At 63.2% G+C, this 24,251-nt stretch carries 24 protein-coding genes; 9 read left to right on the top strand and 15 right to left on the bottom strand.

Going from position 1 to position 24,251, the window contains the following annotated elements; translation table 11 throughout:
• Nucleotides 1-46: 46 nt before the first annotated feature.
• Nucleotides 47-793, top strand: coding sequence for an SDR family oxidoreductase (locus ACL9RI_RS23010; RefSeq protein ID WP_422728808.1), 747 nt, complete (start codon nt 47-49; stop codon nt 791-793).
• Here the strand turns inward: ACL9RI_RS23010 and ACL9RI_RS23015 are convergent, their stop codons facing one another.
• The 6 genes from ACL9RI_RS23015 to ACL9RI_RS23040 form a co-directional block, all read right to left on the bottom strand.
• The gene (locus ACL9RI_RS23015) at nt 794-1,723 is read right to left on the bottom strand and encodes an efflux RND transporter periplasmic adaptor subunit (RefSeq protein WP_422728809.1); all 930 of its coding nucleotides are present in this window, start codon (nt 1,721-1,723) and stop codon (nt 794-796) included.
• A gap of 30 nt (nt 1,724-1,753) precedes the next feature.
• On the bottom strand, nt 1,754-1,954 hold the full coding sequence (locus tag ACL9RI_RS23020; RefSeq protein WP_183745060.1) for a DUF1656 domain-containing protein: 201 nt from the start codon (nt 1,952-1,954) through the stop codon (nt 1,754-1,756).
• Nucleotides 1,944-4,103 carry an FUSC family protein gene (locus ACL9RI_RS23025; RefSeq protein WP_422728810.1) on the bottom strand — a complete coding sequence of 720 codons (2,160 nt, stop codon included), beginning with the start codon at nt 4,101-4,103 and terminating at the stop codon, nt 1,944-1,946. Before ACL9RI_RS23025 ends, ACL9RI_RS23020 begins: the two co-directional genes overlap by 11 nt.
• 13 nt (nt 4,104-4,116) lie before the next feature.
• A complete protein-coding gene (locus ACL9RI_RS23030) occupies nt 4,117-4,623 on the bottom strand; it encodes a MarR family winged helix-turn-helix transcriptional regulator (protein WP_422728811.1) in 507 nt (168 codons plus the stop codon).
• A gap of 1 nt (nt 4,624) precedes the next feature.
• Nucleotides 4,625-6,121 (bottom strand): efflux transporter outer membrane subunit, encoded by a 1,497-nt coding sequence (locus ACL9RI_RS23035; RefSeq protein WP_422728812.1) that lies wholly within the window; start codon nt 6,119-6,121, stop codon nt 4,625-4,627.
• Between the two features lie 183 nt (nt 6,122-6,304).
• On the bottom strand, nt 6,305-6,607 hold the full coding sequence (locus tag ACL9RI_RS23040) for a DUF4148 domain-containing protein (RefSeq protein WP_422728813.1): 303 nt from the start codon (nt 6,605-6,607) through the stop codon (nt 6,305-6,307).
• Nucleotides 6,608-6,967: 360 nt separating this feature from the next.
• Here ACL9RI_RS23040 and ACL9RI_RS23045 point away from each other — a divergent pair, with 360 nt between their 5' ends.
• Together ACL9RI_RS23045 and ACL9RI_RS23050 are read left to right on the top strand one after the other, a co-directional pair.
• Complete coding sequence (locus ACL9RI_RS23045) at nt 6,968-7,273, top strand: hypothetical protein (RefSeq protein WP_422728814.1); 306 nt, start codon at nt 6,968-6,970, stop codon at nt 7,271-7,273.
• 42 nt (nt 7,274-7,315) lie between these two features.
• On the top strand, nt 7,316-7,786 hold the full coding sequence (locus ACL9RI_RS23050) for a DUF2244 domain-containing protein (protein WP_422728815.1): 471 nt from the start codon (nt 7,316-7,318) through the stop codon (nt 7,784-7,786).
• 14 nt (nt 7,787-7,800) lie between these two features.
• On the opposite strand, the gene mgrA is transcribed toward ACL9RI_RS23050, so the two are convergent.
• Entirely contained in the window at nt 7,801-8,841 is a 1,041-nt protein-coding gene (mgrA, locus tag ACL9RI_RS23055; protein ID WP_422728816.1) for an L-glyceraldehyde 3-phosphate reductase, read from the bottom strand.
• Between the two features lie 138 nt (nt 8,842-8,979).
• Between mgrA and ACL9RI_RS23060 the strand changes: the two genes are divergently transcribed.
• Nucleotides 8,980-10,551, top strand: coding sequence for a CHAD domain-containing protein (locus tag ACL9RI_RS23060; RefSeq protein ID WP_422728817.1), 1,572 nt, complete (start codon nt 8,980-8,982; stop codon nt 10,549-10,551).
• Between the two features lie 16 nt (nt 10,552-10,567).
• Here the strand turns inward: ACL9RI_RS23060 and ACL9RI_RS23065 are convergent, their stop codons facing one another.
• From ACL9RI_RS23065 to ACL9RI_RS23090, 6 genes are all read right to left on the bottom strand, one after another.
• A complete protein-coding gene (locus tag ACL9RI_RS23065) occupies nt 10,568-11,440 on the bottom strand; it encodes a Kdo hydroxylase family protein (protein WP_422728818.1) in 873 nt (290 codons plus the stop codon).
• Between the two features lie 97 nt (nt 11,441-11,537).
• Complete coding sequence (locus tag ACL9RI_RS23070) at nt 11,538-11,909, bottom strand: lysozyme inhibitor LprI family protein (RefSeq protein ID WP_422728819.1); 372 nt, start codon at nt 11,907-11,909, stop codon at nt 11,538-11,540.
• 155 nt (nt 11,910-12,064) lie between these two features.
• On the bottom strand, nt 12,065-13,501 hold the full coding sequence (locus ACL9RI_RS23075; protein WP_422728820.1) for an MFS transporter: 1,437 nt from the start codon (nt 13,499-13,501) through the stop codon (nt 12,065-12,067).
• A gap of 1 nt (nt 13,502) precedes the next feature.
• Nucleotides 13,503-13,823 carry a DUF4387 domain-containing protein gene (locus ACL9RI_RS23080; RefSeq protein WP_422728821.1) on the bottom strand — a complete coding sequence of 107 codons (321 nt, stop codon included), beginning with the start codon at nt 13,821-13,823 and terminating at the stop codon, nt 13,503-13,505.
• Between the two features lie 2 nt (nt 13,824-13,825).
• Complete coding sequence (locus ACL9RI_RS23085; protein ID WP_422728822.1) at nt 13,826-15,232, bottom strand: acyclic terpene utilization AtuA family protein; 1,407 nt, start codon at nt 15,230-15,232, stop codon at nt 13,826-13,828.
• Nucleotides 15,233-15,254: 22 nt separating this feature from the next.
• Nucleotides 15,255-16,979, bottom strand: coding sequence for a DUF1302 domain-containing protein (locus ACL9RI_RS23090; RefSeq protein ID WP_422728823.1), 1,725 nt, complete (start codon nt 16,977-16,979; stop codon nt 15,255-15,257).
• Nucleotides 16,980-17,121: 142 nt separating this feature from the next.
• Here ACL9RI_RS23090 and ACL9RI_RS23095 point away from each other — a divergent pair, with 142 nt between their 5' ends.
• Nucleotides 17,122-18,312: a citrate/2-methylcitrate synthase gene (locus ACL9RI_RS23095; protein ID WP_422728824.1), complete on the top strand. Its 1,191-nt coding sequence runs from the start codon at nt 17,122-17,124 to the stop codon at nt 18,310-18,312.
• A 98-nt stretch (nt 18,313-18,410) separates the two neighbouring features.
• Here the strand turns inward: ACL9RI_RS23095 and sodB are convergent, their stop codons facing one another.
• Nucleotides 18,411-18,989: a superoxide dismutase [Fe] gene (sodB, locus tag ACL9RI_RS23100; protein WP_183678338.1), complete on the bottom strand. Its 579-nt coding sequence runs from the start codon at nt 18,987-18,989 to the stop codon at nt 18,411-18,413.
• A 153-nt stretch (nt 18,990-19,142) separates the two neighbouring features.
• Entirely contained in the window at nt 19,143-20,504 is a 1,362-nt protein-coding gene (gene xseA, locus ACL9RI_RS23105; RefSeq protein WP_422728825.1) for an exodeoxyribonuclease VII large subunit, read from the bottom strand.
• A gap of 1,374 nt (nt 20,505-21,878) precedes the next feature.
• On the opposite strand from xseA, the gene ACL9RI_RS23110 reads away from it, so the two are divergent.
• The 4 genes from ACL9RI_RS23110 to ACL9RI_RS23125 all read left to right on the top strand — a co-directional run bounded on the left by ACL9RI_RS23110 (nt 21,879) and on the right by ACL9RI_RS23125 (nt 24,249).
• The gene (locus tag ACL9RI_RS23110; RefSeq protein WP_422728826.1) at nt 21,879-22,484 is read left to right on the top strand and encodes a MotA/TolQ/ExbB proton channel family protein; all 606 of its coding nucleotides are present in this window, start codon (nt 21,879-21,881) and stop codon (nt 22,482-22,484) included.
• Nucleotides 22,481-22,924 carry an ExbD/TolR family protein gene (locus ACL9RI_RS23115; protein ID WP_422728827.1) on the top strand — a complete coding sequence of 148 codons (444 nt, stop codon included), beginning with the start codon at nt 22,481-22,483 and terminating at the stop codon, nt 22,922-22,924. Before ACL9RI_RS23110 ends, ACL9RI_RS23115 begins: the two co-directional genes overlap by 4 nt.
• Nucleotides 22,925-23,039: 115 nt before the next feature.
• Nucleotides 23,040-24,092 (top strand): tetraacyldisaccharide 4'-kinase, encoded by a 1,053-nt coding sequence (lpxK, locus tag ACL9RI_RS23120; protein WP_422728828.1) that lies wholly within the window; start codon nt 23,040-23,042, stop codon nt 24,090-24,092.
• On the top strand, nt 24,073-24,249 hold the full coding sequence (locus ACL9RI_RS23125; protein WP_183678328.1) for a Trm112 family protein: 177 nt from the start codon (nt 24,073-24,075) through the stop codon (nt 24,247-24,249). Before lpxK ends, ACL9RI_RS23125 begins: the two co-directional genes overlap by 20 nt.
• The last annotated feature ends 2 nt before the right edge of the window (nt 24,250-24,251 follow it).

Consider the following 24,251-nt stretch of genomic DNA (forward strand, 5'->3'; position numbering starts at 1 on the left):
GCAGCATGCGCGTATGATGGCTGCATGACACTACAAGGAGGGGACGATGAAGGAAGTGATACTGATTACGGGCAGCAGCCGTGGCATCGGCGCGGCGACGGCCTTGCTGGCGGCGCGCCAGGGGTATGCCGTGTGCATCAATTATGTGCGCGATGTGCAGGCGGCCGAGGCTTTGTCCTCGCGCATCAATGCAGAAGGCGGCGAGGCGATCGCGGTGCAGGCTGACGTCAGCCAGGAGGCCGACGTGGCACGCCTGTTTGACGAGATCGATGCGCGCCTGGGCAGGCTGACGGCGCTGGTCAACAATGTCGGCGTGCTGGAGCAGAAGTGCCGGCTGGCCGATATCTCGGTGCAGCGCCTGGAGCGCGTGCTGCGCACCAATGTGATCAGTTATTTCCTGTGCTGCCAGCAAGCCGTGCGGCGCATGTCGACCGCCACCGGCGGGCAGGGCGGACGCATCGTGAACGTCTCGTCGGTGGCTGCGCGCATCGGTTCCAGTGGCGAGTATATCGATTACGCGGCCTCGAAAGGCGCGGTCGACACGCTCACCATCGGCCTGGCGAAAGAAGTGGCGGGCGAGGGTATCCGCGTCAATGGCGTGCGGCCCGGCCTGATCTACACGGACATCCACGCCTCGGGCGGCGAGCCGGGCAGGGTAGCGCGCCTGGAGGCCGGCGTGCCGATGCAGCGCGGCGGCCAGCCCGAGGAAGTGGCCGAAGCCATTTTGTATTTGCTGGGAGCGGGCGCCAGCTACGTCACGGGCAGCATCCTGGACGTGGCCGGCGGGCGCTGATCAAGCCTTGGGCGCCGCCGCTGCTGGCGCTGCCGGTACCGGTGGTTTTGCCGGCGCCGCTGTGGCCCGCGCCGAGCGCGGCGCGATCACCACGGTGCAGGTGGTGCCCGCCACCAGCACCTGGTCCTGTGCTTGCTGGTCGATCTGGATGCGCACGGGCACGCGCTGCGCCAGGCGCACCCAGTTGAAGGTCGGGTTGACGTCGGCCAGCAGTTCGTGGCCGGTGGCGGCGTCGCGGTCGGTGATGCCGCGCGCGATGCTTTCGATATGGCCGCGCAGGGTGCCGCCGCTCATCAGCTTCATGTCCGCCAGGTCGCCCTGCGCCAGCAAGGGCAGCTTGGTCTCTTCGAAATATGCAACCACATAATACGAGGCGCTGTCGATGATGGCCAGCTTGGGCGCGCCCACGGCGGCGAAATCGCCCTTGTGCACATTCAGGTTGGTGACATAGCCGCTGACGGGCGCGCGCACCACGGTGCGATCCAGGTTCAGCTGCGCCAGCTCGCGGGCGGCCAGCGCAGCGCGTACCTGTGCGCCGGCCGAAGTGGCGGCGTAGCTGGCCGTTTCGCGGTTTTCGGCCGAGACGATGCTGTCATCGAGGCTGGCGCGGCGCTGGGCTTCCTTGCCGCGGCGGCCTTGCTCGGTCCTTTGTGCGGCCAGCACGGCGTCGGCCTGGGCCAGCGCGCTGGCATAGCGTTCCTTGTCGACGATGAACAGCACGTCGCCTTTTTGCACCACCTGGTTATCGCGCACCATCACGTCCGTGACGGTGCCGGCCACGTCGGCGCTGATGTTGACGATATCGGCCTTGATATGTCCATCGCGCGTCCATGGCGATTCCATGTAGCGGTCCCAGACGGTCTTGCCTATCCAGACGGCGGCGGCCAGGAGCAGCAGGGTGATGGCATAGCGGGTCAGTTTGTTTATCATGACAGCATCTCTTATGTACAGATTGAATGATTATTTATAGATCGACAAGGTCAGCGCGCCAAAGATGGCGACGAAGATGCATAGCCGCACCAGCGATGGATGCCAGACCATGCGGTAAAAGCCCAGCCAGCCCAGAAAAGCGTCGAGCACCGCCTGCAGCGCGATGCTGAGGAAAAATAGCGGCAGCAGGGTGGGAATCAGAATCCCGAAAAAGGCGAATTCACGCGGCATGAGGGTCTCCGGCGTCTTGCGCCATATTGTCGAGTAATGAAGTGTAAATCGAGTGCAGGTCGGCCAGCGCCGTCTGCAGGCGCACGGCCCGTTCCGGCGGACACGTCGCTTGCGCACCGCGCACCGCGCTGCCCGCGTGCAGGATGGCGGCCAGCGCCGTTTGCCGGTCTGTTTCGCTGTGCGTGCGCAGCCAGCCGGTGATGCTGTCCACGCAGTGCTGCAGTGCCTGCACCGCCTGGTCGGTGGCGCCGGCGCTGGAGGTGGCGATCAGGTCGCGCAGTTCGAGCACCGAGTGGCCGATTTCCAGCAGGCTCAAGGCCTGGCGCACCACGGCGCGCGTGTCTTCGCCGGGCGCGGGGCCGGCCGCTGCATTGAGCTGGCTCAAAAGGTCGCGCATGCGGTTGTCGAAACGGTGCTGGCCAAACAGGCGCAGCTGCCGCAACGACGCGGTGCAGGCGCGCAGCGTTTCGCGCCACAGGGCGCGCGCCACATGCTCCTTGTTGCCCATGGTGTGTTCGGGCAGGATCACGGCCGACACCACCAGCGCCAGGATCAGGCCGGCGATCAGCGCGATGCTGGTATTGAGGAAGCCGGCGCCATCGACGTGCAGCACATTGGTCGGCGCCACCTGCGTGATGAAGATGGCTGCGCCCAGGCCGATGCCTGCCTTGGCCGGGTTCGTCAGCAAATACAGGCCGACGGCGAGGAAGGGCGCGAAGCTGAGCATCAGCATGGGGAAACCGTCGGCATGCACCAGCAGGAAGTACAGGCAGACAAACGACAGGGGAAAACCGATCACGAAGCCGATCAGCACGCCGCGCACCATGGCGATCGGGCGCGGCGACGAGGAAGACAGCGCGCAGAAGACGATCGCCATCAGCATGGCGACACCGGCTTGCGGCCAGGCCAGGAAATAGGCGCCCAGCGCCAGCAGGCCGACGTTGAGGGCGGCGCGCACGCCGCTGGCGATCACCAGCACGGGCGGCGTCTTGGGCGCATACGCCTGCGGCGCGGTGATCGCCAGCGCGGTGCCATGGCGCAGGCTGGAGTAGACGGCGTGAAAGCGGCTCATGTCGCGCGCAAAGCGCTCCAGCAATTCGCAGGCGGTGTCGAAATCGATGCGCTGCGCATGCTGGACGTCTGCCGCCCTGATCTGCTGGCGCGCCTGTGCCAGCGCCGCCTGCAGGTGCAGCTGCATGGTGTCGAGCGAGTCTTGCGACGGTGTCGCCTGCAGCGCTTCGGCGACGATGGCGTACAGCGGCGCGCACGCCTGCATCACCGGCGATTCATCCTCGCGCCGCATGCGTTCATACAGGCGGTGGAAGGTATAAAAGGTGGTCAGCGCCGTCATGAACGAGGCATTGAAGGCGTGCAGCTTGCGGTTTTGCCCGCGCGCGTGGCTGACCGCTTCGCTCAATTCGAACAGCGCCGCCGAGCGGCCATGTTCCAGCGCCGCCACGTCGGCGGCAAATTGCAGGTGCGTCACCTCGACCTGGGCCGGCGTCAGCTTTTGCTGCAGCACGTCCTGGCAAAAGGCCAGGAATTTGCCATAGCGCGCGTCGACCGTGCGCATCACCTGCGTGCCCTGGTGGCGCGGCAGCAGCACGCTGGAGACAAAGGCCGAGCAGATGATGCCCAGGCCGACTTCGGCCGCCCGCGTGACGGCCAGCGCAAACACTTGCGTGGGCTGGTCGATGGCGGGCAGCGCGATGATGCACGCCGTGTAGCCGGACAGCACATACACATACGACTGGGCGTTGCGGTACAGGGTGGCGCCGCTGGTGCACAGGCCCACCCACAGGGCCAGGCCTGCATACAGCAGCACCGGCTGCTGCGGAAACAGGCCGATCAGGGTCAGTGCGGCCAGGCAGCCGAGCAGGGTGCCGCCCAGGCGGTACAGGCTTTTTTCCAGCACCATGCCGCTGCTGGGCAGGGCCAGGATGATGGTGGTGGTCATCGCCGTGCTCGGTGAATCGAGGCCCAGGCGGTACGCCAGCCACAGCGCGCAGAAGGCGGCGACCAGGGTCTTGAAGACGAAGATCCAGCGTTCGCCCTCGGTTGCGCGCCAGTCGGTCAGCGCCTGCGCCAGCCAGCGGGCAGCCTGGCGCAAGGGGCCGGGAAACGGGAGTGGTGCGGAGGCTGGCGTCATCGATGCGGGTCTATCAGGTTTGGCTGTTGAGGATATTGAGGTTATGCAACTGGCGCAGAAACAGTTTGTCGAGCACTTGCAGCTCCTCGTCCGTCAGGTCGGCGTACAGCAGGGAGGTTTCCTTGTAGACGTCGGGCAGGGCTTGTTCGATCAGTTCGCGGCCCTTGTCCGTCAGCGAGATCATCACCGAGCGGCGGTCGCCGGGGCGCGTGCCGCGATGGATCAGGCCACGGCTTTCCAGGTCATTGCACACGCGCGTCAGGTTGGCCGGTTTTTCATGCGAGGCCAGGCCCAGGGTGCAGGCGTTCGAGGTTTCCCCTTCCGTACCGTACAGCACGGCCAGCACCATGTAGCTGGCGTCGACCAGGTCATGCTTTTTCAGCGCGGCATTGGTCAGATCCTTCATGCCTTTTTGAATGTTGTAGGTCATGCGCAATAAACGCATCCGCTCCAGTGGAAAGCCAGGCATGCGTGTGCGTATCGTCTGCAGGCGCCGGAAGGTGGCGTCAAAAGCAATCATCTCATTCCTTAACTGTAGATAAAGCGTTAATTGTATCTTGTTGGGAAGCCTGTTGATCAGCTTGTTGACCATCGGCAACATGCGTCTCGACACCGCCACCCAGCGCATTCATCAAGGAAACGTACAAGTCCAGCTCCCGCGCGCCGTTCTGCGCCTGCTGCTGGTCTTCCGCCAGCAGGGCCACTTGCGCGTTGAGCATATTGATGGCGTCGCTCATGCCGGCCTTGTAGGCTTTTTCAGCCAGATCGCGCGTGCGCTGCGCCGTGGCCTGCGCCTGCCGCGTCAGTTCGTTTTGCTTTTGCAGCGACTGCGCGCTGGTGACGGCGTTGGCCACGTCCGACATGGCCTGGATCACGGTGGCGTTGTATTGCTCCACGGCGCCGTCATAGATGGCTGTCTGGTTGCCCAGCTGGGCGCGCAGGCGGGCGCCGGCAAAGATGGGCAGGCTGAGCGCGGGCGTGACGCCGCGGATTTGCGAATTGAGATCCAGGAACTGGCTAAAGCCGAACGATTGCAAGCCGGCAAACGCCACCAGGTTCACGTTCGGATAAAACTCGGCCTTGGCCGCATCGATGCGTTTGGCGGCAGCCTCGACTCGCCAGCGCTGGGCGGCGATGTCGGGGCGGCGGCCGATCAGGTCGGCAGGCAGGGCCTTGGGGATGGCCAGCGGACGGTCCAGGCGCAGCACCGGGCGGCTCAGGGCGGCGCCGGCGGCCGGTCCCTTGCCCGACAGCGCGGCCAGCTGGTTGCGCAGCAGGGCCAGCGATTCGTTGGCCTGTTCCAGCTGGCGGCGTCCGGCCGGCAAGGTGGTTTCGATCTGCGCCACATCGACATCGGTGCCGATGCCCGCTTGCCGGCGGCGCCGGGTGATCTCGAGGATGTGCGCGCGCTGTGCCAGGCTGCGTTCGATCACATCCTGCACCGTGAATTGGTAGGACAGCTGGATGTAAGTACGCACCAGCGCCGTTTCCAGCGTCAAGCGGGCCATCTGCGACTCGGCCGACGCCAGTTGCACGTCGCCCAGCGCGGCGGCCAGTGCCGCGCGGTTGTGGCCCCACAGATCCAGGTCGTACGAGGCGCTGACGGTGGCCTGGTTGCGCCAGGCGTAAGTGCCGGCCAGCGGCGGGGGCGTGGTGCCGTTATTGGAATACAGTTCGCGGTTGAGCGAGACATCGGCCTCGCCTTGCGGACGGGTCTTTTCTTCGGCGGCGCCGGCCAGCGCTTCGGCCTGGCGCACGCGCGCCTGGGCGCCGCGCAGGGTGGGGCTGTCGGCCAGCGCCTGCTGCATCAACTGATTTAATTGGGGGTCTTGCAAGTCTTGCCACCATAGCTCGCGCGGCCAGCTGATGGCGGCGGCGCTGGCGTCGTCGATGGCTTTGCCTGCCTGCAGGCTGTTCGGGTCCAGCATGGCCGATTGCGGCGCGATATGGCCCATGTCGGCGCAAGCGCTCAAGGCAAGGGTCAGGCTGGCGGCAAGGAAACGGCGGTGCAAGGACATAATAACTCCAGAGGAAACTCCAGGACGGGGGCAGGGTCGGTGGCGTGGAATAACAGTAAAAGTGTGGTGCGTCGCGGTGAGCGCCGGGAGTGGCCCGGATGCTGCTGCGCCGCAACTGCGCTATGGGGTCAAGTAGGCCCGCTGACTGGCCGTGTTGACTGCTGTCTTGGCAGCGTTGCTGGCTTACTTGGCGACTTGATGGCGGGTTTGGGCCACATCAAAATCGGCTTCCGTTTGCGGGATCTGGCCAGCCTTGCGGGCGGCGTAGAACTCGGCCATGACTTGCTCGCGCGTCACTTTGCTGGGAGCGGCGGCTGGCGCTTGCGGATAGGCGGCGACGCTGGCGGGGATCTCACCGGCGTTACGGGCCTGGATGTATTGTGCCTGGCTGTCGCTGACGGTTTTGGTGGCCGGCGCGCTTTGGGCGAAGGCCGCGCTGGCGGCCGTGATGGCAAACAATGCGGCTAGAACTGACTTGGCTTGCATGATGAAACTCCTTGGCTAGGTGGCTGGGTGGATGGGCCGGATCGCCACGTACCGGTCGGTTCGGCAAGGCTGGATGATGGCTGCTGCCTGCCGAGGAAGCATGTTTCTTGATGGGAAGCGTGCTTACTTGAGTGAACTATATCAATGAATAGTACATTTGTGAAGTAAATATTTGTAAGCAATTGTGCATTGCCACATTTTTACGCCGTGGAATGCCCTGCAGCCGTGCGCCGTCCTGCGGCGCGGCGGCGTACGATGATTTTCATGTAAGGGCGGGAGCGTCAGCGTAAAATGACGTCCGGGCGGCAGCAGGCCGCCATGGCCAGCAGGGCTCTATTGTTGAAGAGGATGTAAGCGCAGATGACGGATCAAAAAGAAAAAGGCTTGATGTCGATGTACGAAGGGTCGCGGCCACGCGAGTTCTTTGGTGAAAAAAGCACGACCAATCATCTGCCCTGGAGCCTGCTGGTGATCTTGCTGGCGCTGGCGTTCTGGCTGGTGCTGGCCCTGACCGCCGCGGAAAACCAGCGCTATGCCTTGCAAACCAAGGCCTGCCAGGATCGCGTATTCCCCACCGAGCTCGATACAGGCTGCCTGGCGCAGGTCAAGTCGCGCCCGCACTGGTGGCAGCACGTGGGCCATGCGCTGGTGCATATGGGAAGTTGATAGCCGTTTGTCGGTTGGCCGGCTGGAGTGGTGGGAGGCGCCATGCCACGCGATTGCTCAAGAGAACAACCTGAATGGCGGTTTATCCGTCACAGTGCCTTGACGGCGCGCCAGTTGCTGCGCGCCTATGGCTTGCTGTGTTTCTTTTCCATCGGTATCGCTTTGGCTTTCGCCCTGCGCGGCTACTGGTATATTTCCCTGTTTTCCGTGCTGGAATTGAGCGCGGTCGCCGCCGCGCTGCTGTATTACCAGCGCCATGCGCGTGACTATGAACAGATTTCCCTGCGCGATGGCGTCTTGCTCGTCGAGCAAGTCAGTGCACGGCGCTGCCGCCGCAGCAGCTTTGAACCGTGGTCTGCTCGGATCAGCGTGCCGCGCAGCCCGCGCCAGCTGATCCGCATCGCCGCGCCAGGCAGGCACGTGGACGTGGGACGCTACGCCACCCACGAGCGGCGCCGGCAGGTGGCGCAGGAATTGCGCGCCTTGCTGCCGGGCTTGCCGCCCTTGCCGTGAACCTGCGGCGATGCTTACTTTGCGCGCGACGGTTTTTCCCACAGATTGATATGGCCCTCGCGCGCCTGCTCGTCGATGGCGCGCAGCTCGGCCTCGGTGAAGCTCAGGTTTTGCAGCGCCGCCACGTTTTCGCGGATTTGCGCGCTGCTGCTGGCGCCGATCAGGGTCGAGGTCACGCGCGCGTCGCGCAGCACCCACGCCAGCGCCATCTGCGCCAGGGTTTGTCCGCGCTGCCGGGCGATCTCGTTCAGGGCGCGCACGCGGGCCAGGTTTTCCGCACTCAGGTGCTTGCTGGTCAGCGAGCCGCCGCCCGGACGGTTGACCCTGGCGTCTTGCGGCACGCCATCGAGATACTTATCGCTGAGCAAGCCCTGCGCCAGCGCCGTGAAGGTGATGCAACCCATGCCTTCGTCCTGCAAGGTATCGAGCAAGCCATCTTCCTCGATCCAGCGGTTGAGCAGATTGTAGGAAGGCTGGTGGATCAGGCATGGCACTTTCCAGTCGCGCAGCAGCTTGGCCGCTTCGGCCGTCTTTTGCGGCGAATACGACGACAGGCCCACATACAGCGCCTTGCCTTGCTGCACGGCCGTGGCCAGCGCGCCCATGGTTTCTTCCAGCGGCGTGTCGGCGTCGTAGCGGTGCGAATAGAAAATATCGACATAATCGAGGCCCAGGCGCTGCAGGCTTTGATCCAGGCTGGCCAGCACGTACTTGCGCGAACCGCCGCCCTGGCCATACGGGCCCGGCCACATGTCCCAGCCAGCCTTGGTGGAAATGATCAGTTCGTCGCGGTAAGGCAGGAAATCGTCGCGCAGCAGCTTGCCGAAATTGCTTTCCGCACTGCCATACGGTGGGCCATAGTTATTGGCCAGGTCGAAATGCGTGATGCCCAGGTCGAAGGCCGTGCGCAGCATGTCGCGCTGCGAATCGAGGCTGTTGCTGTCGCCAAAGTTGTGCCACAGGCCCAGCGATAGCAGCGGCAGCTTCAGCCCGCTGCGTCCGCAGGTACGGTATTGCATGGTGTCATAACGGTTGTCGGCGGCGTGATAGGTCATGTTGTCTCCATTTGTGACTCGGTGAATCGCTTATTTTGGCGCAAAATCAAAGTCTGCGTGCGGGCGCGCTTGCGTATCCCCTGTGCGCCCCTGCGCGCGCTTTACAATGGCGCTTCAAGAGTCTCACGAGGAGCAATCATGGAAATCGAATTGAAACTGCTGCTGGCGCCCGAAGATGTGCCGCTGTTGCGCGCGCACCCGCTGCTGGCGCAGGCGCCACAGTTACTCTCGATGCACGATATCTATGTCGATACGCCGGACTTGCAACTGTGCCGCCACCAGGCCGGCCTGCGCGTGCGCCAGGTCGACGGGCGCTGGGTGCAAACCTTGAAAGCCGGTGGACAAGTGAGCGGCGGCCTGCACAGCCGCCATGAATGGGAAGGTGAGCTGGCCAGCTCCACGCCCGATCTCGAGGCGCTCGACGCGGCCATCGGCCGCAAGCAGCCCGTGCGCGCGCTGTTGCGCCAGCCGGAAATCCGTGATGCCTTGCAGGAAGTATTTACTACGCGTATGGAAAGGACGGTATGGCAATTGCAGACGCCGCAAGGCGACCATATCGAATGCGTGCTCGACCAGGGCGTGATCGCGAGCGGTGAGCGAGAGGTGCCCGTCAGCGAAATCGAACTGGAATTGAAACAGGGGCAGGCGGCCAGCCTGTTCGACGTGGCGCTGGTCCTGCTGCGCGAGGTGCCGCTGCAGCTGGGCCACATGAGCAAGGCCGAGCGCGGTTATCGACTGGCGGCGCCACAGCCGCTCAAGGCGAGCAAGGCGCAGCCTTTGCTGCTGGACGCGGCGATGACGGTGGAGCAAGTCTTCCAGGTCATCGCCGCCAATTGCCTGGAGCAGGTGGGCGGCAACCAGGATGGCGTGATACAGGGAACGGATGTGGAAAGCCTGCACCAGATGCGCGTGGGCTTGCGCCGCCTGCGCTCGGCGCTGGGGATGTTCAAGGCCTTGCTGGTCTTGCCGGAAATACTACAGGACGAGCTGGACTGGCTCACCGGGGCGCTGGGCGAGGCGCGCGACTGGGACGTGCTGGCCGGCCATACCCTGGCCCAGCTTGACGGCGCTGCCGAAGCAGGCGCTGGTTCCGGTCCCGGTCCCGGTCCCGGTCCCGGTCCCGATCCCGGCGCGCTGGCGCAACTGACGCAGGCGGCCCAGGGGCTGGCGCAGGAAAAGCACGCACTGGCCGCGCAGGCGGTTGCTTCGACCCGCTACACGGCGCTGATGCTGGGCTTGCAGCGCTGGCTGCATGGCAGCGACTGGCGTAGCAGCCGCACGCCACGCCAGTTGCAGCGCCTCGATGCCGGCGTGCAAGGGTTTGCGCGCCGCACCTTGCGCGCAGACCAGCATAGCCTGATGAAACGTGGCAAGCGCTTGCTGCATGCCACGCCGCAGCAGCGGCACCGGGTGCGCATCGCCGCCAAGAAGACGCGTTACGCCACGGAATTCTTTGCCTCGCTCTTCCGCACTGGCAAAGTGCGGCCGTACGTAGGGCGGCTGTCGGTGTTGCAGGATGAGCTGGGCGCCATGAATGACGTGCGCGTGGCCGACCGTTTATTGCAAGAGTTGCCCAATGGTCAGGCTGATCTGCAGGTGCACGCCGCCTTTATCCGTGGCTACCTGGCGGCCCGCGCCCAGGGAGGCGACGGCCAGCGCCGCATGGACAAGGCCTGGCGGCGCCTGGCCAAGACCCCTCTGCCTGTCTGATGCTGCAAAAAAACGGCTACACCAGGCTGCGGCCCAGCTGGTTTTCCAGGATGGCCAGCGGCGATTTGGCGGGGTCGCCCATCGCGGACACGGGCAGCAGCCAGGTTTGCTCCAGTGCATGCTGGCCACGCAGGGCTGCGTGCGACACCAGGTCGGTGTACACCATCCAGGTCTGTCCCGGCGCGAACTCATGCGTAACTTGTTCCACCTGCGCCTGGTAAGCCAGGTCGGCCTTCATGCGGTCGTGCAGTTGCAGCATGTAATGATCGTAAGGCGTGCGCAGGCTCTTGGTCACCTTGATCCACCGCAATAGCGCTGCCGCAGTGGCGCTGGGCTTGGGCGTGGCGGGCAGGAAATGCCGTGCCACCTGGCTGAACGGTGCGCCCAGTTTCCACACGCGCGGCGCGCCATGCGGGTTGATATTGCTAAACACGCGCAAGATGCGTTTGCCATGCGTGGGCGAAGAGGGAAAGCTGTCGACGTGCAAGCGCGTATCGTCCTTGCGCCAGGACATGCTGCGGCCCGCGATTTCCGCCGGGCGATAGCTGGTATTGCCCTGCTGCAGTTGCGATGTATAAATGGGGAGCAGCTTGGACAGCAGGGTGCGCGTTTGCGTCGCGTAGCGCTCCAGCATGCTTGCCAGCAGGCCGGCGTCATAGGTGTCGCCGTGGCCGCGCACGCCGCGCGTGGCGTCCCAGCTGATGCTCTTGGTCTTGCCGGACATGCTGTTCATGTCGTTCAGCAAGCTTGCTTCTTGCTGCATGTCAAAGCTTAACTGGGGAAGCAGTACGACGTGACCGTCTTCCAGTGCTTGTAATGCTGTGTTTTGCTGCTCGGTACTGCAACTGTCGTCCCAGTGTGTGATAGGTAATTCGGTTAGTGTGGCCATGGACACAACTCCTTAATCTGGAATTGGGGGAAAAATAATATAGCGTGATTGGCGCCGGACGCCATTGTCTCAGATCATGTTCGTTCGTGTTTGGCGCTCACAGTTTGCTGTTCAGACAGCCCGAGCTGGCGCATTCGCGGACGCGGTCTTGCAGGAACTGCGAGCGCGTGATGGTGGTCCTGGTGGCGCAATCGAGGTTGACATAAAAACCGTCGGCATCGTGCTTCGAGCAGCTTTGGTTGCGCGCATTGATCCAGGATAATTGACCGGACTTCAGTGCTTGCTTGCCAGCATTATCCAGCTTGGCGCTGAGCTTTTTGTAATTCTCATTGAGCTCTTTATCGGCTTCCTGGTATACCTTGTTCAGGCAATACAGGCCGTCGAAATCGTCCTTGGGCCGGTCGCAGGCAGAATTGGCCAGTGCCGTGCCGGAAGAAAACACGAGCAGGGCGAGGATGAGTTTTTTCATTTCTCTCTCAGGGTGTTGATGTAAGCAGACTTGATGCAAGCAGGCGCTTGACCATCAAATTTTGCGTATCGTATAACAATATCGCTTGCTACCCCTGTTCGATTGCCCCGGGCAAGTCATGGCTGCCCGGGGCCTTGCTGGTGAAACGGGCTGCTTTACCTGGCCTTGAGTCCCTCCCTTGCGGTGTTGCCGGCCGGCAAGTCATCCGTGATTTCCTCGTAGGACAAGCCGCGCGTTTTCGGACCGAAGCGCAATACCACGGCCACGCTCAGCAGCAGCAGGGCGATGATCACGGCGAACACGCCCGGCACGCCCGAGCGCAGCAGCACGAAGGCGATCACATAGCTGCTGGCCGCACCGGCCAGGCGGCTGAACGCGTAGATCAGCCCGACCGCCTTGGCCCGCAAATGGGTGGGAAACAGTTCGCTGCGGTAAGTATGTGCGGCAGTCGACTTGATTTCGATCGATATGGTCAGCAGCACGCCGCACACTATCCACATGGCCGCGCTGTCTTGCCGGGCGAACAGCAAGCCGAATACGGCGCCCAGCACGCCGACGATGGCCACTTGCCATTTGCGCTCGATACGGTCGGCGAACAGCGCGCCGATCAGCGGCGCGACCGGATACGCCAGGCCGATGGCCGCCGTGTACAGCAGCGAGCGCGTAATATTGACGCCCTGGTGTTCCAGCAGGGTCGGCGCCCAGTGCGCAAAGCCGTAATACGCGATCGACGAGGCGCAGTCGACGACGATCAGCATCAGCATGCGGCGCCGGTGCGGCGCCTGGAAGATGTCGGCATAGCGCGCACGCCCTTGCGGCGCCGGCACGCTGGCGATGCGCTCGGGCGGCGGCAAGGGCTGGCCGCTGCGCTGTTCGACATAACGCTCGATCTTGCGCACGATGAGGTTAGCCTCGCGCTCGCGGCCGCGCGCTTCCAGCCAGCGCGGCGACTCGGGAATGCTGCGCCGTATCAGCAGCACGATCAGGGCGCCGGCCACGGGCGCCAGCGCGACCCAGCGCCAGCCCGGCATGCCCAGCCAGCCTTCGGTGCCGGCCGCGTGGGCAAAAAAGCCGGCGATGGGAATCGCGCAGACCTGCACCGACTTGCTGACGGCAAACACCCGGCCGCGCAGGCGCTTGGGCGTGATTTCCGCCAGATAACACTCGATCACCACCAGTTCCAGCCCCAGGCCGATGCTGGCGACGAAGCGCCACAGGCAGACGCCGCTGGCGGTGTGTTGCAGCGCCATCATCAGGGTGGCGGCCGAGTACCACAGCAGCGAGGCCATGAACAGCGAGCGCCGGCTGTAGCGGTCGGCCACGCCGGACAGGCCCAGCGAGCCGAGGAACAGGCCCAGCATGGTCAGGAAGGCGAAGCTGGCCTGGTCCGGGTAGCCCAGCAAGCCGTCGCTGCCGGCGCGAAACACGCCAGCGCCGACCAGCAGGGGACTGAGCAGGGCGGTCAGGGCCAGGTCGTAGATTTCAAAGAAGCCGCCCAGCGACAGCCGGCCGACCCAGCTCCACAGCATGGGGTTGCCGGGCAGGCGGTCGAGGCGGGCGGAGATATCGAGCGTGCTCGTCGGTCCGGCCATGCTAGTGCACCCGCACGTCGAGCAGCGGCACATACTGCTGGCCGCCGTAACAGTCGTTGTCGCCCGGATTGCCCTGGATGGTGGGGCGCGGCATCGAGATTTTCAGCGCCAGCGCGCTGTCGTGGCAAACGATCAGGATCTGCTCGGCCGGCACGCCATACAGTTGCGACAGCATGGCCGTGCTGAGCGGCTGGGCTTGCTTGATGCGCTGGTAGTTTTCTTCGCTGGAACACATGAAATCAAAGGTCAGCATGAAGGGCCCCGCGTTCTTGGAACGCACCAGGCTGCATAAATCGAACAGGGTGGTGATGTGTTTGCTCATGTTTAGATCTCCATCAGGTGGGTGCGGAACATTTCGCAGGGGTGGTCCGGCAAGACCACGTGGTTGACGCTGAAGCGGTAGCTGGCGCCCCGTTCGATTTCCGGCGGCGAGAACGGGTAGGCGATGCTGCTGATGATGCCTTCGTATTCCGGTACCGGCAGATGGGCGCTGACGTGGGCCACGAAGCTGGCGATCTTGGTCGCCAGCGCCTGGCTGGGCGCGGTGATGGTGATCAATACGCCCACTTCATGCACGGCCTCGTCGCGCTGCAGTTCGGCCTGGCCCAGCACGCCGTCCTTGCCGTACAGGCGGTAATGGATGTCGTAGTCGCCAGTTTTCAGCGAGCCCTGGAACAGGTCGGCGATGCGGGCGTCGAAATAGGCTTGCGCCTTCGGCAGCAGCGCGTCGAGTCCGCGGATGATGTGCGGGTCGCGGATGCCGCCGATGATCACCGTCTGGTAGCCGGCCGCGTAAGCGCCTTCGAGCTTGATCGAGTAGCGTTCGGCTGGGTGGAAGCGCGAACCGGAAACGCGCACGGCCCGTTCGGACAAGGCGCTGTAGCGCGCATGTTCGGTATCGATCACGCCCGACGGTTCGGTCAGCAGGAAGGGATTGGCGTTTTCATACAGCGTATGGGCGGCGATGCCGCGCGGCGTGCAGCGCGCCGCCAGGTCCAGCGGCTCGATGTCGAAATGGTCGTCGCGGATGGTGGCGATCATGCCGTCGGCGGCCGGCACCACGGCGCAGGCGGCGCCGCATTCCAGCGTCTTGGCCGCATGCCAGGCCAGGCCCGCATCGAAGCCTTGCATCACGGGCACCACGGCAAACAGCGCCGAATCGCTGGCGCGGCCGGCCAGCACCACTTGCGCGCCCTGGCGCAGGGCCGCTTCGATCGGCTCCGTGCCCATCATGCCGACCACGTGGCTGCGGTCCCACTCGCCGGCGTCGATGGCCGGCGCGCCGGCCAGTGGCAGAATACGGCCTTCTTGCCAGCGCTGCTGCAGATACGCGGCCGGCTGGTCCGACTTGATGGTCGCCAGGGTGAAGTGCAAGCCTTCCTCGGCGGCGATTTCCTCGGCGATGGCGACCATCCAGTCGACGCCGTCATCGCGGCCGCTGGTGCCGCACGAGCCGATGATCAAGGGCACGTCCAGTGCATCGCGCGCCAGCAGCAGCAAACGCAAGTCGCGCTTGCAGGCTTCGCGCGACAGTTTCGGCGTGCCGCTGCCCAGGGCGGCCGGGCCGGAATCGGTCGAGCCCGCGTCGCAGGCGATCACATGGGGCTTGAGCGCGATGCCGCGCCGCAGCGACGCTTCCTTGAAGCCGGAGCCCAGGCAGCCATTGCCGGCCATGATCCTTATTTCCCGTTGACCTGTTTCACGTTGCTGTTTTTCAGCTTGATTTTCCAAGATGTGTTTCCTCTGGTGGTGGTTAAAATTGTTTGCCGATGCTGGCCAGCAGATAGTCGCGGTCGCGGCGCGCATTGAATTGGCCGCCCCAGCTGGTCACCCAGCTCAGGTTGGCGTACAGGCCGTGCGCGAAGTCGGCGTCCAGCACCAGCCTTGCGTTCTTGCGGCCCTGCACGAAGGCGTAGTCGTAGGACCAGCCGCGCAGGTCGTGGCCGTACAGCAGCGAGGGACGCAGTTTCAGCACGCCGGGCGCGGGGTTGGGCCAGGCCAGTCCTGCGCGCAGGCGGTAGGCCCAGGCGTTGCTGGTGACGTAGCCGTCATTGGTGGCGCAGGCGGCCGGCGTGTCGCAGGCATCCGAAGTTTCCGGGCGGCCGTAATGGCGTTGATTGACATCCATCAGGCCCACCACGTGCTTGAGACCCGCTTCGCCTTCGATAAAGGCCGAAACGCCGCGGCCGATATCGTCGAAGCTCTTGCGCAAGCCCGATTGCAGCTGCAGCACCGTGTAGCGGTCGTAGCCGCGGATCAGGCTATGGTTGGGCGCTGCCGCAAAGCTGGCCGCCATCGGGCCGCCAGCGCCCAGGCCGGCCGCCAGCAGGTCGCTGGTATTGATTTGCACGGGCTGCCTGCCGATGACACTCAATTCGTTCGACCAGCCCAGGTTCGCGCCGGGGAGGCGGGTGCTGGTGCTCAGCGCCAGCAGGTTTTTATTGCCCGGATACTCGATCGCATACTGGCCGCCGCTGGCCGGCCCCAGGCCCACGCCCTTGACGCTGTCCGTGTACGACTCGCGCGAATGGTAGTGCGCTAAGGCAACGCTGACCCGGGTGGCCAGCGCCTTGAGCAGGTAGCTGGCAGATAGGCCGAACTGGTCCGGACGGTGTTGCGGCAGCACATCGGGCGCGCGCGAAAAAAACAGGCCCCTTGCCGTATTTTGCTGCTGCGTCAGACGCGCGCTGTAAAACACGCGGTCGCAGCCTTGCTGCGCATAATCATTGCCAGAGAAAAAAGTGCCGCAGCCGTTCGACACCGACTGGCGCGGCGCCAGTTGCCAGAATCCCTGCAGGCGCAGGGCGGGCGACACGTCGAGCCGGGCGGTGGCGGCCCAGACCGGCAAGATGGCCGCCTCGCGAAACGCGCCGGGACGGCTGCCGCCCGGTGAATTGCGCGTTTCCAGGTCGCGCAGGCCGCCGGGGAAACTCAGCTCCGTCAGGCGGTCCAGCTGCAGCCGGCCCAGTTGCCAGTGCAAGGCGCCGCCCGCCGTGGCCTGCTTGCCATAGGCATAGGCGTCCAGCAGTTCCACATGCTGGAAACGCGCTTCCGGCGCAAAGCCCCGGTCGGACAGGGGGCCGGGCGTGTAGTCGTTGGGATTATTTCCTTGCGGTACGGAGTGATGCAGGAGGTTGTCGTCATGCCAGCCCATGGCGCCCAGCTTGAAACCCGTACCATTGCGATGCTGGATATCGGCCACGGCCAGTCCCTGCACCACGCGGCTGAAGGTGTCGCCCTTGGCATAGTTCAGGTTGCCGTCATCGCTATTGGTGGCGCCGCCCGGCTTGAGCGAACTTTTCTGGGCGCTGGTGCGCACGCCGATGCCGGCGCTGACGGCGCCCCGTGCCGTGATGGTCCAGTCCGGCGTCAATTCTGCCCGGGTTGAGGTTGTTGTGTCCTGGGCTGCGGCGCCTGAGGCGATACAAAGGGCAAGCGCGGGTATTTTCCTGTTGAACTGACGGCAAAGAGCGATCATGGTTGTCTCCGGATTTTTATATTGATTTATATTGACTACTTGTCGTCAATGTATATGCGACTTGGAGGAATGTAGGCCGCCGTGCTAGCATCGTCAATCTTGATTTTTATAATCAACCTTTAGCCGGAAGCGAGCAGACCCCATGGAGCAAGCCCATCTCTACCTGTCCGCCAGGGACGCCGCCGCCATGTTGGGCGTCAACATGCAGACCCTGTACGCCTATGTCAGCCGCAAAATGCTGCGTTCGGAAAAGATCGACGGTTCGCGTGCGCGGCGCTACTGGCGCGCCGATGTGGAGCGCCTGGCTGGCAAGCCGGACCCGCAAGCGCCGGCCATGCCCGTCGAAACGGAGCTGGCCAGCGCCACGCGCCTTACCCTCATCACCGGCCAGCGCCTGTTTTTCCGGGGCCGCGACGTGGCCCAGCTGGCCGAGGCAGGGACGGTGGAATCGATGGCCGCGCTGTTATGGCAGCAGCCGCTCGACAACTGGTTTGCCCAGCCGGCGGCCGCCTTGCCGGGTATCGGCGTGGGCATGCTGCAGGGGCTCGATGGGGTAGGTATCCTGGAAAAGGCGGGCGCCATCTTCCCGCTGCTTGAACGGGCCGATCCGCGCGCCTACGACCTGACGCCGGCCGGCTATGCGCGCACGGGCGTCGATGTGCTGCGCTGGTTTGCCGCGCTGGTGGTGGGCGCGCATGCACCGGCCGATGGCCCGCTGCATCTGTTTGTCGCCAACGTGCTGCAGGCGCCGGCCGGCTACGACGAGGTGATCCGTACCCTGTTCGTGCTGGTGGCCGACCATGAATTCGACCCCATCACCTATGCCGTGCGGGCCGTCGCCAATGTGGGCGTGACGCCGTTCCAGGCCGTGACGGCCGGCTTGATCGCGTCGCAGGGGCAACGCTTCCAGGCCGAACGCTATGGCGTGGCAGCGCGTTTTCTGCAAGAAATACTGGCGTCCGGGGATGGCGCCGCGCCCGTGGTCGAACGGCTGCGCCATGGCGAAGCGCTGCCCGGTTTCAGCGCTGCGGCAAGCGGCGAAGACCCGCGCACGACGCTATTGATGGCGGCCCTGGCACGCGTGGCGGGCGCCGATCCGCTGTATCAGCGCCTGTGCGCAGCGCAGCGCATGGCCCAGGGCAGCGTCCACGCCACGATGGATTTTATTTTCCCGGCCATGTTTGTCGGCTACCGGCTGGGTTTGAAAGGCGATGCGCTGGCGATCGCCCTGATCGGCCGCCTGGTCGGCTGGATCGCCCATGCGATGGAGCAATACCATGAACACGCGCTGATACGGCCGCGCGCCAGGTACGCGGGCTTGCTGCCGGCGTGAGGTAAAAAAGCGGGCGAAAAAAAACCTGTGTCCGGAGACACAGGTTTTTCTGGGGGACTTGCTTGGCTGAGGGCTGTTGTACGTTGACAGGAACCCGCTTACGCGAAGTTCTTGGCAACGAATTCCCAGTTGACCAGGCCCCAGAACGTTTCCACGTACTTGGCGCGCAGGTTGCGGTAGTCGATGTAGTAGGCGTGTTCCCACACGTCGCAGGTCAGCAGTGGCTTGTCGCCGGTGGTTAATGGGCAGCCGGCGTTCGAGGTGTTGACGATGTCGACCGAGCCGTCGGCCTTTTGCACCAGCCAGGTCCAGCCGGAACCGAAGTTGCCGACGCAGGACTTGGTGAATTCTTCCTTGAATTTCTCGAACGACGACCATTTGGCGTTGATCGCGTCAGCCACGGCGCCGGTTGGTGCGCCGCCGCCTGCCGGCTTCAGGCCGTTCCAGTAGAAGGTGTGGTTCCATACTTGCGCTGCATTGTTGAAGATGCCGCCCGACGATTTCTTGATGATCTCTTCCAGCGACAGTTCTTCGAACTCGGTACCCTTGATCAGGTTATTCAGGTTCGTCACATAAGCCTGGTGATGCTTGGCGTAGTGGTATTCCAGCGTTTCCTTGGAGATGTGTGGCGCCAGGGCGTCCATTGCGTACGGCAGTGGTGGCAGAGTATGTTCCATGTGATGTCCTTTTATGTGAATGATCGCGTGAATCTGGCCGCCGGCCAGATTGTCGAGTCAAGTATTCTTGCTGAACGAGCCATGATTGTAAAGCGGATGGCCGAATGCTGCTTCCGCACGCTGTTTTACGCGCGGCAAGTTTCATCTGGCAACTCAGTCCAGCGTGGCTTGCACGCTGGCAATACCGATCTGGACGCTGCCTTCGGCCAGCCGCACATCAAGCTTGTGTTTGGCGTGTAATTGTGCCGGCGAACGCACGATGGCGCCTTTTTCATCGCGCACGATGGCGTAGCCGCGTTCCAGGGTGCGTTGCGGGTTCAGCAATTCCAGTTGCGCCGCCAGCGCGGCCAGGCTGTGACGCCGCTGGACCAGCCCCTGCGTGATGGCCGCCCCGCTGCGGCGCTGCGTTTCGTGCAGGCGCGCGCGCAGCAGGCCCACTTCCGGGCGCTGCGCCGCCCAGCGGTCGCGCACGCGCTCCAATGCATGGCGCGACTGGTTCAGGGGCGCGCGCGTGGCGTGCGTCATGGCGGTCGACAGGGCCAGCAGTTTCAAGCGCTGCTGGCCGATCTGTGCAGCCGGATTGAGCAGGCGGCGGCTGTGGCGGTCCAGCGTCTGCGCCGCATCGTCGAGGCTACGGCGCATGGCGCGGCGCAGGTCGCTTGCATCGGCGCGCAGGGAATTCATCCAGTCGGCGCGCGGCGTCACCGCCAGTTCGGCCGCCGCCGTTGGCGTGGCGGCGCGCAAGTCGGCGGCGAAATCGGCGATAGTAAAATCCGTTTCATGGCCCACGCCACTGATCACCGGCATGGCGCAATCGGCGATCGCATGCGCCACCTCTTCATCATTGAACGACCATAAATCCTCGATGCTGCCGCCGCCACGGCACACCAGCAGCACGTCGCACTCGGCGCGCCGCGACGCCGTGCGGATCGCCAGCGCAATTTTTTCCGGCGCCAGCTGGCCCTGCACGGGAGTGGGATACACGATGATGGACACATGCGGCGCGCGGCGCTGCAAGGCCGTCAGCACATCGCGCAAGGCGGCCGCCTGCGGGCTGGTGACGATGCCGACCGTGCGCGCGAACAGCGGGATGGCGCGTTTTCGTTCGGGGGCGAACAGTCCCTGCGCCGTCAGTTTTTCCTTCAGGCGCAAGAATGCTTCATATAAAGCGCCGACACCGGCGCGGCGGATGGCTTCCACATTGATCTGGTAATCGCCGCGCGCGCCATACAGGGTGACCAGGGCGCGCACTTCGACCTTGTCGCCTTCGCGCGGCGTGAAGCCGGCAAACTGGGCGCGGCCGCGGAACATCACGGCGCGCACCTGGGCCCCGTCATCCTTCAGGGTGAAATACCAGTGGCCGGAACTGGCGCGCGTAAAGTTGGAAATCTCGCCCGCGATCCAGGTCAGGGGGAACGAGCGCTCGAGCAGGCGCGCCACGGCCTGGTTCAGTGCACTGACGGTCAGCACGGGCGGGGCGGCATAGCCGCTGTCGGTCGGGTTATCTATCATCATCGGCGGTCATTCTTGAGTGGGAAGGCTGCAACTGTCCACATATTTTCAGCGAGGTCATGCTTATGTCATATATCGTGCAAAACAACAAGTTCTATTTCTAAGTAATTGATTTCATGATGAATTCATGGCTGCCCGATTTGCGTGCAAAAGGAAAAAAGCCTTTAGGATCAAGCACATCAGTCATGCTGCCCTCACTTACGCACAAAGTTATCCACAGAAAATGTGCGGAACTTTGTGTGCCCCATGGATGGGCCCGCTGCATGCCGCAAGCCATCAGGAAAATGCTGTGCTGCATTTTTGCGCACGGAAATAAAGTCATTGCAAATCAATGGTTTAGTATGCCATGCATGGCCTTGCACACAATCTTATCCACAAAAAATGTGCAGAACTTGTGTGGTGGCGGACTTTTATCCACCGGGCGCATCCGTTGTGCGTCCCGGATTGCCGTGCCTTTTTTTTATGCAAGATATAAATGCTGATATAAATCAATGACTTGTGATTATTTCTTGGTATTGCACACAATCTTATCCACAGAATATGTGCAAAACTGGCTAAATCGTTTCAGGGATGGCGCTGTTTTCCACCGCGTTTTGCGGCTTCCTGTTCGCCCGGTTGCCTGCCTTATTTTTAATCAATCCAAAAAAGACGTTTAAAATCAAGGCTCTTGCATGGAGTCGGGCGGCTTGCTCACAATCTTATCCACATTTTATGTGTGGAACTGGCGCGGCGGTGGAAAAGTGGCGTGATGTTTGCCGGTTGTCCCCTGTTTTCTGCACCATGCGGGCTATTCCGGCTATCTGCCCTATTTTTATGCAGTCAAATAAAAACGATATAAATCAATGTACTTAGCGTGTATCCGTATGCTTGCGCACAATCTTGTCCACAGATTATGTGCAGAACTTGGCTGCCGCCCATCGGCGCGTTTCAGTAACGCCTGCCACTTTTTTAAACAATGAAAACAAGTCTTTTATAATCAATGACTTACTTTAATTCAACAGCCTTGCACACAATCTTGTCCACAGTAAATGTGCAGAACTTTGGAATTCTTGCCTTTGTAACATTGACTAATGGCGTACAGCTGCTATGCCTGTATTTTACGCAGCGATATAATCCGCCATAAAATCAAGGACTTAGGATTTATCCCTGGCGCTTGCGCACAATCTTATCCACACAATATGTGCAAAACCGGCCGGCAGGCAGCGCTTGTGCATCAGCGCTGGCCGCAAGCACCACTTGCCGCCAGCGCTGCAACGCGCTACATTGCGCCATTCTGCCGCTGGCCGTAGCACCATGGCCGGTGGGTACAATAGGGGCTGCTGTCGTTGATCAGTATGGTCGACGCGGCGCCTTGCCAAACAAACCCAGGAGTTTCCTTTGCTCGCTATATTCCAAGCCGCCGGCTGGCCCATCTGGCTGTTGTTGATCGCTTCCATCGTGGCCCTGGCCCTGATCATCGAACGCCTGCTGTACTTACGGCGCAGCAAGATCTTGCCGCGCAAATTGTTCGACGAAGTGGTGCAGGTCTATCGTGGTGGCAAGATTACGCCCGATACCATCAACAAGCTGGCAGACAATTCGCCGCTGGGCGTGGTGCTGGCCGCCGCGCTGCGCAACGTCAACGCGCCGCGCGAGGTGATGAAGGAATCGATCGAAGAAGCGGGCAGCGGCGTGGCCCACGTGCTGGAACGTTTCCTGACGACCCTGGGTACGATCGCCACCCTGGCGCCGCTGATGGGCCTGTTTGGCACCGTGGTCGGCATGATCGAAATCTTCGGTTCGCAAAACGCCAGCGGTTCCAACCCGGCGCAATTGGCGCACGGCATCTCGGTAGCCCTGTACAACACGGGCTTTGGCCTGGCGATTGCCATGCCGACCCTGGTGTTTTACCGTCATTTCCGCGCCCTGGTCGACAGCTTCGTGATCGACATGGAGCAGCAAGCCGTCAAATTCGTCGACATCGTCCACAGTGGCCGCCAATGAACTTCCGCAAAGGCAAGGGGCGTGAAGACCCCGAAATCAACCTGATCCCGTTTATCGACGTGTTGCTGGTGATCCTGATCTTTTTGATGGTCAGCACCACCTACAGCAAGTTTACGGAATTGCAGATCACCTTGCCCACGGCCGACGCCGAGCAAGCCAAGGAGCAGCCGCAGCAGATCGACGTGACGGTGGACGCCAAGGGCAATTACACGGTGAACCGCCAGCCCGTGTCGTTCCGCGACGTGGCCGGCCTGGCCGATGCCCTGCAGGAAGCGGCGAAAGCGGCCAACGGCGGCAAGCCGCCCGCGCAGACGCCGGTGGTGGTGGTCAATGCCGACCAGTTCGCCATGCACCAGATGGTGATCCACGTGATGGAAGCGGCGCGTATTGCCGGCTATGAAAAGCTGACGTTTGCGGCGCAGGCGAGCGGATCCAAATAACGTCTGCAGCACCGGGGTCAGACCCGTCGGGGGAATGTGTTCCAATGGAACACATTCCGATCCCGCAGGGACTGACCCCAGCCCTCTTTTTGGGTTCCCACTTTCAGTTCATCCCATGCCCACATCCCCCCCCCAACTCGAATCGACCCTCACCCGCGCCTGGCTCAAGCGCGGCCCGCTGGCGTGCGCGCTGTGGCCAGTCTCGCTGCTGTTTGGCGGCCTGGGCAGCCTGCGGCGCGGCCTGTACCGCGCGGGTATATTGAAATCGGCGCGCCTGCCCGTGCCGGTGGTGGTGGTCGGCAATATCTTTATCGGCGGCACCGGCAAGACGCCGCTGACGATCTGGCTGGTGCAAGCCTTGCGCGCGGCCGGCATGCGTCCGGGCGTGATCTCGCGTGGCCATGGCAGCGCGGACAAGCTGCCGCGCGCCGTCACGGCCCAATCGACGCCGCAGCAGGTAGGCGACGAGCCGCTGCTGATCTTCCAGCGCGGCGCGTGTCCCGTGGTGGTGGGGCGCGACCGGGCGGCGGCGGGCAGGGCGCTGCTGGAGCGCCATCCTGAAGTCGATGTGCTGGTGACGGACGATGGCTTGCAGCATTACGCCTTGCAGCGCGATGTCGAGATTGTGCTGTTCGATGGCCGCGGCGTGGGCAATGGCTGGCTGCTGCCGGCCGGCCCCTTGCGCGAGCCGCCGCGCCGCCGCCGCGACGTGACGGTGATCAATATGCCGCAGCTCGATCCTGCATTGGCCGCCAGGGTAGCGCCCAGGGGCGGGCTGGTGGTGCCCATGCAACTGGCCGGCAGCGTGGCTGAACGCCTGATCGACCGCACTGAACGCAAGCCGCTGGCTGAGCTGGCAAACCGCGGTGACCGCATCGTGGCGGCGGCCGGCATCGGCAATCCGCAGCGCTTTTTTGCCACGCTGCGCCAGGCCGGATTATCGTTTGCCGAACTGCCTTTGCCCGACCATCACGATTTCCTCGACCAGCCATTTGCCGCACTCGATGCCGAGCTGATATTGATCACGGAGAAGGATGCAGTAAAATGTGCGCAAATTGAATATCTCAAAGACGATCCGAGACTGTGGGTCGTCCCGGTCAGTGCGCATATTGATAACGCGCTGGCACAACAAATTGTGGAGAAATGTCGTGGACGCTCGACTGCTTGATATTTTGGTATGCCCTGTTTGCAAGGGCCAGCTTGAACACGATAAGAAGGCGCAGGAACTGATTTGCCGCGCTGACCGCCTCGCCTACCCTATCCGTGACGGCATCCCCATCATGTGGGCCGACGAAGCGCGCACTCTGCAAGACGCAGTGGAATAAGC

Source organism: Janthinobacterium sp. Mn2066 (assembly GCF_049319705.1).
Classification (GTDB): domain Bacteria; phylum Pseudomonadota; class Gammaproteobacteria; order Burkholderiales; family Burkholderiaceae_D; genus Janthinobacterium.